Here is a 12,898-nt window from a genome sequence, read left to right on the forward strand (position 1 = left end):
GAAATGTACCTGGATCATAATTGATACAGAAATGTTAAAAATTTTGAGCTGGCTCGCACAAGCGAGACCTTTTTTAACTTTTGTAATCAGCGCTTTCCGGCGCCAGATAACGTTCTTCGAAGATATTTGCCGGGACCGGTCGGGCAAACAGGAACCCTTGTGCCACTTCCACCCCGGCTTGTGATAGCCATTCACGCTGCGCTTCGGATTCGACACCTTCGGCGATCATCTGCAAATTAAGGCTGTGGGCCAACTGAATGATGGCGGAGATCATGCTGCAATCCTCAGGTACCCCATCGACAAACATCTTATCGATTTTGAGGACATCCACCGGTAGCGACTTCATGTGCTGCAGCTGTCGCAGGCCCGCATACCCCATGCCAAAGTCATCCAGTGCGATACGTACTCCCGCATTACGCAATGGGCGCAAAATGGCCACCGCAGCGTGGGGATCATCGATATGTCGGCTTTCAGTCACTTCCAGGATCAACGTACCAGGCTTGATGCGATAGCGGTTTAACAACTCCAGCAGGTCCGAGACCATACTCGGGTGCATCAGCTGTAGCGCGGACAAATTCACCGACAGCGGCAGCATCAGACCCCGTTCCTGCCACGCTGACAGCTGGCGGCACGTCTCTTCCAGCACCCAGTAACCAACCGTCACCATCAGGCCGCAGGACTCAATCCTGTCGATTAACCCTTCGGGCAGCTCCCAGCTTCCGTCCGGCTGCTGCATCCGCAATAATGCTTCTGCGCTCAATACCTTACCGCTGGACATTTCCACCTGCGGCTGCATCCAAAGCGCGAACTGCTGATTATCCAGCGCGCTGAGAATATCGTTCTCTTCCGTCAAACGCTGCTGCGCCTCTTCCATCTGTAACGGATCAAAGAACTGAATTTGATTTTTACCCTTATGGCGCGAGGTTAACACGGCCGACAGGGCGCGGCGGTAAAGCTGTTCTGCGGTCAAATCACCATAGAACATTGCTACCCCAATGTTGCAGGTAGGACGCAGTTGAATACCCTGAATAGGTAATCGCTCGTTAACGATAGTGAGTACTTGCTGACCTAAAGTAATAGCGTGCCAGGGTTCTTTTACACCATGGGCGATGATGGCGAAGTCATAGCCACTCACCTGGGAAAGCACCATCCTGGGGGCTAATACCGACTTGAGTTTTTCGACCAGCGTAAGCAGCAGGATTTCCCGCTGAGTTTCGGTTAACACCCCCGCGGTGTCACGTAGGGTTTCGCAGGTGACAATCATCAGCGCCGTCGTCTGCTGGCGGGTAACAACCTGCTCCAGCAGCCCCATTAAAAACGACTTATTGGGCAGTTCGGAAACCGGGAAACGCATTGCAAAGTCGCTTTGCTCTTCGCTATGTCGCTGAATCAACTGCTGATTAAGATTGTAGCTACGCACCAGCATACCAATCTCATCATCCTGATGTAGACGCGGCAATGCCAGTTGATAGCCAATCAGATCCTGCTGTTGAATGTCGTTCAGCTCACGGGCAATTTTACGTAAGGGGTGCACAATCAAGCGGTTAATGCACCAGGAGATGGCGACGGTCAATATTAACGACAAAAGTAAGTAAATGGTCACTAACGTCGAGAGCGTACTCATCACGAATTTGTACATGCGGTACGAATCCGCCTGCAGTACCAGATACGCCAGCGGTTGCGGGTTAGCTGAACGCTCAAGGGAATAGATCGGCAGCGAAATTTGTACCGGAAGCTCAAACAGGCGAGTCACCGTAACAGGAACGGGGCGTTCAGGGATAAAGCTCATCCGCAACGCCTGAAACTGATTGGGCAGCACCACATCGGCGCGACTTACCACGCCCGCTGGCCGAATACTTTTTAAAATGGCTTCCGCTTCGGGAATATCCCCTTTCAGGATAGTGTCCGACAGAGGCTCACGGACGGAGCGAGCGATACTTTCCAGTTGCGTAGCCGTGTTATAGCGGTTTTGCTGGACCAGATGGAACAACAAAACGGTGCAAAAAATAAAAACGAACACCATAACAACGGCCGCAACCATTGCCATCTGCTTAATTGTTAACGAGCGACTGACACGCAAACTGACTCTCCACGGATAGACGAAACTGCCGTCAGAGTATACCCGATCGTAGCGGTATTAAGAGAGGCGGTATCTGAAAACTTCCCAGCGTGCATTATCGCGACAGGATAGGCACCTGGCGACGAGATTTATCTGCATTTAAGCCGAAAAAGGCCGCAAGGTCGCCCCCTGCGGCCTGGTTCGGGCGCATGTTGCCATCACGGCAGGCAGACGCCTACAAAGCGCATTACTTCCTGTTACGCAGCCAGCTCACAATCAGGCTGGCAATGGTGCCAGCGATGATTGGAGCCGCTAAATCGTGCCAGAAGGCCACGCCTAACTGTGCGAGCGTCATATAGCCGCCTGTGTTGCAATGGCAACTGTTCACGGCTATCCTTGAGTTGTTCAGGTTCAAGTCAGCCCCCGTTTTGTTGCCAGGTTTATACCGAACAACGTGCGGGGGTTTTCTCTTTCCAGCAACCGATGCCGCCGGGGATCAAGCCCCCGCAACATTGCGCCTCACCGGGAATTCCCGGCTTGCCGCTGATTCTACGGCAGCCCACTTGCCATATCACTGCGCAATATTGCGCTCTGCGTAGCACCTCGCAATTCACCCATTTTCTCACCAGCACGCTGGAAAGATTCTTTCCAGTTGGCAACATTCCTGCCGACCATTAGTTCAGACAAAAACATAACGCATTGATATCTATCAGTTCATTTTCTGGCACAGCGATTGCTATTTGACTGTGAGCTGTTCTGTTCCGAATTAAAGGAGATATCATGTCTGACTGTCGTACTTACGGATTCAACACCCAGATCGTTCACGCGGGGCAACAACCCGACCCTTCAACTGGCGCGCTTAGTACGCCTATTTTCCAGACCTCAACGTTTGTTTTTGACAGCGCCGAACAAGGTGCCGCCCGCTTTGCGCTCGAAGAGTCCGGGTACATTTACACCCGCTTGGGTAACCCCACCACTGATGCGCTGGAGAAAAAGCTGGCTGTACTGGAAAGAGGTGAAGCCGGGTTGGCAACCGCGTCCGGTATTTCCGCTATCACCACAACGCTGTTGACGCTTTGCCAGCAGGGTGACCATATCGTTTCCGCCAGCGCGATTTACGGCTGCACCCACGCGTTTTTGTCGCACAGCATGCCGAAGTTTGGGATTAACGTCAGCTTTGTCGACGCGGCAAAGCCTGAAGAAATCCGCGCCGCCATGCGACCAGAAACCAAAGTTGTGTATATCGAAACGCCCGCCAACCCAACGCTGTCGCTGGTCGACATTGAAACGGTGGCCGGTATCACCCATCAACAGGGCGCATTGCTGGTGGTGGATAACACCTTTATGTCGCCGTACTGTCAGCAGCCTTTACAACTGGGCGCGGATATTGTGGTTCACAGCGTCACCAAATATATCAACGGTCACGGGGATGTGATTGGGGGTATCATTGTTGGTAAGCAGGAGTTTATCGACCAGGCGCGGTTTGTAGGCCTGAAAGATATCACCGGCGGCTGCATGAGTCCTTTCAATGCGTGGTTAACACTGCGCGGCGTTAAAACGCTGGGCATTCGTATGGAACGTCACTGTGAAAATGCGCTGAAAATCGCCCGCTTCCTCGAAGGGCATCCATCCATTACTCGGGTGTATTATCCTGGCCTGACTTCGCATCCGCAGTATGAGCTGGGCCAGCGGCAAATGAGCCTGCCAGGTGGAATTATCAGCTTCGAAATCGCCGGCGGCCTCGAGGCTGGTAGGCGGATGATCAATTCTGTAGAATTGTGCCTCCTCGCGGTCAGTCTCGGTGATACCGAAACCCTCATTCAGCACCCAGCGTCTATGACACATTCGCCCGTTGCACCTGAGGAACGGCTTAAAGCAGGTATTACCGACGGGCTTATCCGTCTTTCTGTGGGTCTTGAAGATCCAGAAGATATTATTAACGACCTTGAACACGCCATCAGAAAGGCAACATTCTGACCAATATGGCCTGAACCGACGCCGTTCGGTTCAGGTTGTTGAGAATCAAGGCACAACAGTCTGGCAATACGCGTGATCCTCTTTCGGGGAGAACGTGTATTTTGGGCAGGGGGTTCTATGCAGGACAACACATTACAATTAAGCAACAATACAGCAACCGCCGTACCATTCTCAAAAAAAATACCGTTTACGAAATACGATTTTGGCTGGGTATTACTGTGCATCGGCATGGCCATTGGTGCCGGAACGGTACTGATGCCGGTACAAATTGGCTTAACAGGCATTTGGGTATTTATCGTTGCCTTTATTATTGCTTATCCGGCAACTTATATTGTGCAGGATATTTATTTAAAAACATTATCAGAAAGCGAAACCTGCAATGACTACACGGATATTATAAGTCATTACCTTGGAAAAAACTGGGGCGTATTTCTTGGCGTCATCTATTTTCTGATGATTATTCACGGCATATTTATTTATTCCTTATCCGTGGTTTTTGACAGCGCCTCATATATCAAAACCTTCGGCTTGACTGAGGCCGATCTTTCGCAGTCGATAATCTATAAAGTGGCCATTTTTGCCGTGCTGGTCGCCATTGCTTCCGGGGGAGAAAAGCTGCTGTTCAAAATCTCCGGCCCGATGGTGGTGGTCAAAGTAGGTATCATCATCGTATTTGGTTTTGCGATGGTTCCGCACTGGAACTTCGCTAATATCAGCGCCTTCCCTGAAGCATCTGTTTTCTTTCGTGATGTACTGCTAACCATCCCGTTCTGCTTCTTCTCAGCGGTGTTTATTCAGGTGTTGAACCCAATGAACATCGCCTACCGCAAACGGGTGACGGATCGGGTGCTGGCTACGCGTATGGCAATCCGTACGCATCGCATCAGTTACATTACTCTGATTGCTGTCATTCTGTTTTTCTCCTTCTCTTTTACCTTTTCTATTAGCCATGAAGAGGCCGTTTCGGCTTTCGAACAAAATATTTCCGCACTGGCACTGGCGGCTCAGGTCATTCCTGGGCAGATTATTCATATCACCTCAACAGTATTAAATATCTTCGCCGTATTAACCGCGTTCTTTGGTATTTATCTGGGATTCCACGAGGCGATCAAAGGTATTATTCTCAACGTTCTGAGCCGCGTCATTGACGTTGAGAAAATTAATCCGTTAGTACTCACGCTGGGTATTTGCACCTTTATTGTTATCACTCTGGTCATTTGGGTGTCATTTCGCGTATCGGTACTGGTATTCTTCCAGCTAGGTAGTCCGCTTTACGGGATTGTGTCGTGTATTATTCCGTTCTTCCTGATCTATAAAGTAACGCAACTGGAAAAACTACGCGGGCTGAAAACCTGGTTGATCCTGCTGTACGGAATTCTGCTGTGCCTGTCGCCCTTATTGAAGCTGATTGAATAACCCACGTATATCGCGCCGTCAGACGCTGGCGGCGCTTAACCCACACTCTCCAGCTGATAGCCGCGAATTTTATTCAGCACCGTGGTGTGCGACACGCCCAGCGCTTTGGCAATATGCCGTGACGACACATTATCTTCCACCATCTGTTCAATGAGCTGGCGTTCAGCACACAGAACCTGCTCTTTAAAAGGACGTTCTGTCGCGCCCCGCTCAACGGCAGGCAAATTCACCATCCCTAATTCTTCCCGCGTAATAACATCGGATTCAGCCATCAGCATCAGGCGAATAATGGTATTTTCCAGTTCGCGCACGTTTCCCGGCCAGGTGTGATGGTGCAGGGCATCAAAACAGGCTTTATCCAGAATGATCCGCCGCTGGAATTCCTTCGCGTATTTCTGCACAAAGTGGCGAATCAGCAGGCTGATATCCTGTGGGCGCTCGCGCAAAGGTGGGATGGTCAGTGAAAGCACGTTGATGCGGTAATAGAGATCGGCGCGCAGCAGACGTTGTTCCACCATCTCTTCCAGATTGGCATTGGTTGCCACAATAATGCGCACATTGACCGGAATAATATGTGCCCCGCCAACGCGCCGAATCCCGCCATCCTGAAGCACGCGCAGGAGTTTAGCCTGTAAGCTCAGCGACATTTCGCCAAACTCATCGAGAAAAAGGGTGCCTTTATCGGCCATTTCAAACAGCCCTTTTTTGCCTTTACAATCCGCGCCGCTGAAAGCCCCTTTCTCATAGCCAAAGAATTCACTCTCCATTAGCGACTCAGGTAGCGCAGAGCAGTTGACCGGAATAAACGGATAAAAACGTCGCTGCCCGGAATTATGGATAGCCCGGGCCAGCAGCTCTTTACCAGTCCCCGTATCGCCACGGATCAGAACGGTATATTTGCTGTCGGCAATTTTTATCGCCTTTTCGATAAGCGCGTGCATGCTCTGGCTGCTGCAAATAATGTCAGAGAAATAGCGCGGGCGTTCCGGCTCCGGCGTTGACAGCTCGCTTATCTCCTCACAGAGATAAGCAACATTAATAATATCGGCGCGCTGGCTTAAACAGGATTGCACACAGGAAATATCCTGTAGCTGGCGGCACCAGGATTTAATCAGGATCCGCCCAGGCGTCACTTTCATGGAGATGATATTGATATCGCAGCAGGAAAATTCCTTCAGGACATCCTCAACCATCGACAGACGATCAATTGTTTTAATATCCCAGCGTATCGTGACCACATTTGCTCCTGGTAGTTAGCAACTGCGAAATAGATATTTCTGTGACTAGAGGAAATCTGACTACATTCTAGACGCTGTGGAATAATGTTCTGCCAAAGGACTCACATTGTGGACGTAAAGAGAAAATATAAAAAAACCGGAGCACAAGGCTCCGGTTATCGGGTCATAACCCAGGTTTATTGCTGTGGGTTTTCATCCTGGTCAACGGCAAAACAAGCTACCAGTTGACCGCCGTAATCTTTCAACTGCGGTTGAAGCTGGGTACACGGACCAAAGCGACGACGGCAGCGGGCGTTGAACGCACAGCCCGGCGGCGGATTCAGCGGGCTTGGCAGTTCACCGGTCAGCTTGATACGCTCACGGCGATCGTCCGGGTTCAGGCGCGGTGTTGCGGAGAGCAGCGCTTGCGTGTACGGATGACGCGGATTATTGAAGATTTGGTCCTTCGTCCCTTTCTCCACACAGCGGCCTAAATACATCACCATCACTTCATCGGCAATGTGCTCGACAACCGACAGGTCGTGCGAGATAAAGACGTATGACAGCCCCAGTTCCTGCTGCAAATCCATCATCAGATTCAGCACCTGCGCACGCACCGAAACGTCCAGCGCTGAGACCGGTTCATCGGCAATCACCACGTCCGGGTCAAGCATCAGACCGCGAGCGATGGCAATACGCTGACGCTGACCGCCGGAGAACATATGCGGATAGCGGTCGTAGTGCTCGGTTTTCAGCCCCACTTTCGCCATCATCGCCAATGCTTTTTCACGACGCTCCTCTTTGCTGAGCGTGGAGTTGATCAGCAGCGGCTCTTCCAGAATCTGTCCCACTTTTTTACGCGGGTTCAGGGAACCGTACGGGTTCTGGAATACAATCTGGATTTTCTGCCGACGCAGCTTTTGCGCCTGCGGGTCGTGCTTAAGCAGATCCTGTCCCTGGTAATACAGCTCACCGCCGGTCGGGACTTCAATCATCGTCAGCAGGCGGCCAAGGGTGGATTTCCCACAGCCCGACTCGCCTACCACCGCCAGCGTTTTACCACGCTCTAAGGTAAAGGAGACGCCGTCCAGCGCTTTCACCAGGCGCTCCGGGGCGAACATACCCTTTTTCACCGGGTAGTGTTTTTTCAGATCAATAGCCTGCAACAGCGGCTGTGGCAAAGCGGCCTTTTGCGTACTCATAGCCCAGGCCTCCCGGCATCATCAAGTGGGTAGTGGCATTTCGACTGACGACCGCCTTCCAGCAGGTTCAGTTCAGGTTCTTCAGCGCGGCATTTGTCGGTCGCATAGGGACAGCGCGGGTTCAGCAAACAACCGCTCGGGCGGTCATATTTACCGGGAACCACGCCCGGCAGTGAGGCCAGACGCGCTTTGTCCTGAGCAAACTCCGGCAGCGCGCGCAGCAGCGCCTGGGTGTAAGGATGACGCGGCGCGCGGAAGATATCCTGCGCGGCCCCGGTTTCCACTACCTGACCGGCGTACATCACGATGATTTTGTGTGCCGCTTCAGCCACCAGCGCCAGATCGTGCGTGATTAAGACCAGCGCCATGTTCTCTTTTTGCTGCAATTCCAGCAGTAGCTCGATAATCTGCGCCTGAATAGTCACATCCAGCGCCGTTGTCGGTTCGTCGGCAATCAGCAGTTTCGGACGACAGGCAATCGCCATCGCGATCATCACGCGCTGGCTCATTCCACCGGACAACTGGTGCGGATAGACATCCAGACGCGAGGCCGGATCGGGGATCCCCACCAGCGTCAGCAGGTCAATTGCCCGCTGAATACGCGTTTTTTTGTTGCCGCCCTGGTGCACCTTGATGGCTTCCATAATCTGGTAGCCGACGGTATAGCAGGGATTAAGGCTGGTCATCGGGTCCTGGAAGATCATCGCCACTTCCGCGCCCACTAACTGGCGACGCTCTTTCTCAGAAATGCGCTTCAGGTCGCGACCATTAAACTCCAGATTTTCGGCCATAACGCGGCCTGGGTAGTCAATCAGTCCCATAATCGCCAGCGAACTGACGGACTTACCAGAGCCGGACTCTCCTACAATGCCAACCACTTCACCCTGATTCACACTGTAGCTAATGCGGTCTACGGCGCGGAATTCGGAACCTACGTCGCCGAAATGCACCGATAATTTATCTACATTTAATAACGCCATCTCGAACCTCTTACTGCTTCAGTTTGGGATCGAGCGCGTCACGCAGACCGTCACCCATCAGGTTAAATGCCAGCACCGTCAACAGGATCGCCAGCCCCGGGAAGGTCACGACCCACCAGGCGCTTTGGGCAAACTGCAGAACGTCAGAGAGCATGGTGCCCCATTCCGGCGTAGGCGGCTGTGCGCCCATCCCCAGGAAGCCGAGGGCAGCCATATCGAGAATGGCGTTAGAGAAGCCAAGCGACGCCTGAACAATCAGCGGCGCAAGACAGTTAGGAAGAATGTTGACGAACATCTGGCGCATCGCGCCGGCTCCCGCCACGCGAGATGCGGTGACGTAGTCGCGGTTAACCTCCACCAGCACGGCGGCGCGCGTCAAACGGACATAGTGCGGCAATGCCACGAACGTCAGCGCCAGCGCGGCGTTGCCAATCGAGGGGCCAAATACAGCCACCAGCACCAGCGCCAGCAACAGGCTCGGCAATGCCAGCATGATATCGACCACACGCATGATGACGTTATCGACAATCCCGCCAAAGTAACCGGCGATCAGCCCAAGAACCACGCCCATCAGCAGGGAGAGAACTACCACCAGACAGCCGACCAACAGCGACAGACGCGCACCGTACATCAGGCGGGACAGCACGTCGCGGCCTACATCATCAGTACCAAACAGATGCGCCATGGTACCGCCTTCCTGCCACGCGGGAGGAGCCAGCAGCGTATCGCGGAACTGGTCTGCCGGGTTGTAGGGTGCGAGGACGTTGGCAAAGACCGCAATCAGGATCATCACCACAACGTACACCAGCCCAACAACCGCACCTTTGTTGCGTTTAAAATAGTGCCAGAACTCCTGCAACGGAGTCATCGGCACCGGTGCAGCAATAACTTTATTTTCAGTAACCTGTGACATGATGGCCCCTTACTTCTTATGCCGAATACGCGGGTTCACCACGCCGTACAGCAGGTCTACCAGCAGGTTGACGAGGATAATCATCGTCGCGACCAGCAGCACCCCGCCCTGCACCACCGGATAATCGCGGCGTTGCAGCGCATCGATCAGCCAGCGCCCCAGTCCCGGCCACGAGAAGATGGTCTCGGTCAGGATCGCCCCGGCCAGCAACGTACCAACCTGCAGGCCGATAACGGTCACCACGGGCAGCATCGCGTTACGCAGAGCGTGAATAATGATGACGCGCATACGGGTCAGGCCTTTGGCGCGCGCGGTACGGATGTAATCTTCACCCAGCACTTCCAGCATCGATGAACGGGTCATACGCACAATGACCGCCAGAGGAATGGTACCCAGCACCATCGCAGGCAGGATCATATGCACCAACGCATCAATAAAGTTGCCCTCTTCACCCCAGATGGCGGTGTCGATAAGCATAAAGCCGGTTAGCGGATTGGAATCATCAAGGAACACCATGTCGCTCACCCGCCCAGAAACTGGCGTCAGGTTCCACTGCACGGAAACCAGCATGATCAGCATCATGCCCCACCAGAAAATCGGCATGGAGTAACCGGTCAGCGCCAGGCCAACGGCGGTATGATCGAAAATAGAGCCGCGCTTAACGGCAGCAAGTACACCCACTGGGATACCCACTGCGACGGCGAAAATCATCGCGCAGACGCCGAGTTCCAGCGTTGCTTTGAAGCGAGGTACGAACTCTTCCCACACCGGTAAGCGGCTTTTCAGTGAGATACCTAAATCACCATGCATAACCCCCCAGATATAGTGGAGGTACTGCTGCCACATCGGCTTATCCAGACCGAGTTCAGCCAACAGTTGAGCATGACGCTCAGGGGAGATCCCACGTTCACCCGCCATGATCATAACCGGATCGCCGGGGATCATATGGACGAAGGCAAAGGTGAGAAGAGTGATACCGATAAACGTGGGGATGACGAGTCCCAAACGTCGGAGAATGAACTGCAACATAACCCGGATTCTCTCTAATGACGCACGGCCTGGAACCGTGAGTCTGTATTGCTCACAAATCTTATCCCACGCAAACTGCATCGCGGGTAAAGCATTACGCCGGAGGGCGCTGCGCTTATCCGGCCTACACATCACCGGGGCGCAGCGCTTCCTTAATTGCTTTTAATTATTCGACAGAGACGTTTTCGAAGTGGTGTTTGCCTAATGGATCAACCACATAGCCTTTCACTTCCTTACGCACTGGTTCGTACACGGTGGAGTGAGCAACAATCAGAGCCGGAGCCTGGTCGTGCATAACAACCTGAGCTTGCTTGTACAGTTCAATACGTTTGTTGTGATCGTCGGTCGCACGCGCTGGCTGGATCAGGTCTTCAAACGGCTTGTAGCACCAGCGAGAGTAGTTGGAACCGTCTTTCGCTGCCGCACAGCTGAACAAGGTGGCGAAGAAGTTGTCCGGATCCCCGTTGTCGCCGGTCCAGCCCATCATCACCGCCTGATGTTCACCCGCTTTGGCGCGTTTCAGATACTCGCCCCACTCGTAGGTCACAATCTTGGCCTGAACGCCAATTTTCGCCCAGTCAGCCTGAACCATTTCTGCCATACGACGTGCGTTCGGGTTATATGGACGCTGTACCGGCATAGCCCACAGCTCAACGGTAAAGCCTTTGTCCTGACCCGCTTCCTTCAGCAGCGCTTTGGCCTTCTCAGGATCGTAGGTGTAGTCTTTAACGTCGTCGTTATAACCCCACATGGTCGGCGGAATCAGGTTTTTCGCGGCAACGCCAGCGCCCTGATAAACCGCTTTGATGATCGCTTCTTTGTTTACCGCGTAGGTCAGCGCCTGACGGACTTTCACGTCATCAAACGGTTTCTTCTCGGTGTTGAAAGAGAGGTAGCCAACGTTCAGACCCGCCTGTTCCATCAGGTTGATGTTTTTATCCTGCTTCATGCGCGCGATGTCTGCCGGGTTCGGGTACGGCATCACCTGGCACTCGTTTTTCTGCAGTTTGGCGTAACGCACGGAAGCGTCAGGCGTAATGGAGAAGACCAGACGGTCGATCTGCGGCTTGGTGCCCCAGTAACCTTCGAATGCTTTATACAGAATACGGGAGTCTTTCTGGTACTGCTGCAGCTGGAACGGACCGGTACCAATTGGGTTCAGATCCACTTTCTCCGGAGAACCGGCTTTCAGCATGTTGTCAGCATATTCTTTGGAAAGAATAGAAGCGAAGTCCATCGCCAGGTCAGCCAGGAACGGCGCTTCCGGGCGAGTCAGCACGAACTGAACGGTTTTATCGTCCACTTTTTTCACTTCGGAGATCAGATCCGGCAGACCCATCCCTTCGAAGTATTCATAGCTGCCGCCAGAGACTTTATGGTACGGGTTCTGGGCATTTTTTTGACGATCGAAAGAGAACACCACGTCATCGGCGTTAAAATCGCGCGTCGGTTTAAATTCTTTGTTGTCCTGCCACTTCACGCCCTGACGCAGGTGGAAGGTGTAGGTTTTGCCGTCTTCGCTGATTTCCCACTTCTCAGCAAGGCCCGGGATCACTTCAGTCGTACCGGTTTTGAACTCGACCAGGCGGTTATAGATCGGTACGGAGCTGGCATCATAGGTGGTGCCAGAGGTGAAAAGCTGCGGGTTAAAGCCTTCAGGAGATCCTTCTGAACAATAAACCAGAGTTTTAGCCTGTACGCTTGCTGCGACGGTCATAGCCACCAGGCTCAGACCAAGCTTCAGCATCCCTGACTTCTTCAAGGAAATACTCATTCTTCTGCTCCAAATGTGATGTTTGTTGTTTTACCCTTTGCAGTGGGTTTGCACCGCCTGGCCTTTTTTGTTTTTTACCCGGCCGGGTCGGCGTTAAGAGGATGGGGATTCCGTTCACATAAGCGACTGAGTTGCAGTGCGGATTCTCCATGAAATGCCCCTCATACCCTACAATCTGTCAACAGAATGTGAAAACGTCAATACAGGTCACCGTGATTTACGCCAACGGTGAGAATTCACAAACAAAGATTAAAAAAAGTGCGGAAGGACATTTTCAGCAGGGAAATTTGTGCTACGCGTACTATGCCAGAATAAACATCTTCATATTTCG

At 52.8% G+C, this 12,898-nt stretch carries 11 protein-coding genes; 2 read left to right on the plus strand and 9 right to left on the minus strand.

The genetic code is table 11. The annotated features are described in order from the left end of the window. Positions 1-73 precede the first annotated feature (73 nt). Both hmsP and OGX89_RS13675 read right to left on the minus strand, forming a co-directional pair. Positions 74-2,080, minus strand: a complete 2,007-nt coding sequence (gene hmsP / locus OGX89_RS13670; protein ID WP_032934148.1) for a biofilm formation regulator HmsP — start codon at positions 2,078-2,080, stop codon at positions 74-76. Between the two features lie 226 nt (positions 2,081-2,306). After that, positions 2,307-2,414: a type I toxin-antitoxin system toxin Ldr family protein gene (locus tag OGX89_RS13675; RefSeq protein ID WP_003827426.1), complete on the minus strand. Its 108-nt coding sequence runs from the start codon at positions 2,412-2,414 to the stop codon at positions 2,307-2,309. Between the two features lie 425 nt (positions 2,415-2,839). Here OGX89_RS13675 and megL point away from each other — a divergent pair, with 425 nt between their 5' ends. After that, positions 2,840-4,036 (plus strand): methionine gamma-lyase, encoded by a 1,197-nt coding sequence (gene megL, locus OGX89_RS13680; protein WP_126956451.1) that lies wholly within the window; start codon positions 2,840-2,842, stop codon positions 4,034-4,036. Positions 4,037-4,153: 117 nt separating this feature from the next. Further along, positions 4,154-5,452 (plus strand): aromatic amino acid transport family protein, encoded by a 1,299-nt coding sequence (locus tag OGX89_RS13685; protein ID WP_003827423.1) that lies wholly within the window; start codon positions 4,154-4,156, stop codon positions 5,450-5,452. Positions 5,453-5,487: 35 nt separating this feature from the next. On the opposite strand, the gene OGX89_RS13690 is transcribed toward OGX89_RS13685, so the two are convergent. The 7 genes from OGX89_RS13690 to OGX89_RS13720 form a co-directional block, all read right to left on the minus strand. Further along, positions 5,488-6,690 (minus strand): sigma-54 interaction domain-containing protein, encoded by a 1,203-nt coding sequence (locus OGX89_RS13690; protein WP_003827420.1) that lies wholly within the window; start codon positions 6,688-6,690, stop codon positions 5,488-5,490. A 176-nt stretch (positions 6,691-6,866) separates the two neighbouring features. After that, a complete protein-coding gene (gene dppF / locus OGX89_RS13695; RefSeq protein WP_003827418.1) occupies positions 6,867-7,871 on the minus strand; it encodes a dipeptide ABC transporter ATP-binding subunit DppF in 1,005 nt (334 codons plus the stop codon). After that, on the minus strand, positions 7,868-8,851 hold the full coding sequence (gene dppD, locus OGX89_RS13700; RefSeq protein ID WP_003024317.1) for a dipeptide ABC transporter ATP-binding protein: 984 nt from the start codon (positions 8,849-8,851) through the stop codon (positions 7,868-7,870). The genes dppF and dppD overlap by 4 nt, the downstream gene beginning before the upstream one ends. 10 nt (positions 8,852-8,861) lie before the next feature. Next, a complete protein-coding gene (gene dppC / locus OGX89_RS13705) occupies positions 8,862-9,764 on the minus strand; it encodes a dipeptide ABC transporter permease DppC (RefSeq protein ID WP_003024315.1) in 903 nt (300 codons plus the stop codon). A 9-nt stretch (positions 9,765-9,773) separates the two neighbouring features. Further along, on the minus strand, positions 9,774-10,793 hold the full coding sequence (gene dppB / locus OGX89_RS13710) for a dipeptide ABC transporter permease DppB (protein ID WP_126956453.1): 1,020 nt from the start codon (positions 10,791-10,793) through the stop codon (positions 9,774-9,776). Positions 10,794-10,959: 166 nt separating this feature from the next. Next, complete coding sequence (gene dppA / locus OGX89_RS13715; RefSeq protein ID WP_003827414.1) at positions 10,960-12,567, minus strand: dipeptide ABC transporter periplasmic-binding protein DppA; 1,608 nt, start codon at positions 12,565-12,567, stop codon at positions 10,960-10,962. Continuing rightward, positions 12,482-12,718, minus strand: a complete 237-nt coding sequence (locus OGX89_RS13720; RefSeq protein ID WP_162604169.1) for a hypothetical protein — start codon at positions 12,716-12,718, stop codon at positions 12,482-12,484. Before OGX89_RS13720 ends, dppA begins: the two co-directional genes overlap by 86 nt. Between the last annotated feature and the right edge of the window lie 180 nt (positions 12,719-12,898).

It is taken from the genome of Citrobacter sp. Cpo103 (assembly GCF_030332605.1).
GTDB lineage: Bacteria > Pseudomonadota > Gammaproteobacteria > Enterobacterales > Enterobacteriaceae > Citrobacter > Citrobacter portucalensis.

Coding starts and splice junctions, on each gene's coding strand:
- dppB (WP_126956453.1), bottom strand. CDS start 10,793: ATGTTGCAGTTCATTCTCCGACGTTTGGGACTCGTCATCCCCACGTTT.
- OGX89_RS13675 (WP_003827426.1), bottom strand. CDS start 2,414: ATGACGCTCGCACAGTTAGGCGTGGCCTTCTGGCACGATTTAGCGGCT.
- megL (WP_126956451.1), top strand. CDS start 2,840: ATGTCTGACTGTCGTACTTACGGATTCAACACCCAGATCGTTCACGCG.
- dppC (WP_003024315.1), bottom strand. CDS start 9,764: ATGTCACAGGTTACTGAAAATAAAGTTATTGCTGCACCGGTGCCGATG.
- OGX89_RS13720 (WP_162604169.1), bottom strand. CDS start 12,718: ATGGAGAATCCGCACTGCAACTCAGTCGCTTATGTGAACGGAATCCCC.
- OGX89_RS13685 (WP_003827423.1), top strand. CDS start 4,154: ATGCAGGACAACACATTACAATTAAGCAACAATACAGCAACCGCCGTA.
- dppA (WP_003827414.1), bottom strand. CDS start 12,567: ATGAGTATTTCCTTGAAGAAGTCAGGGATGCTGAAGCTTGGTCTGAGC.
- dppF (WP_003827418.1), bottom strand. CDS start 7,871: ATGAGTACGCAAAAGGCCGCTTTGCCACAGCCGCTGTTGCAGGCTATT.
- dppD (WP_003024317.1), bottom strand. CDS start 8,851: ATGGCGTTATTAAATGTAGATAAATTATCGGTGCATTTCGGCGACGTA.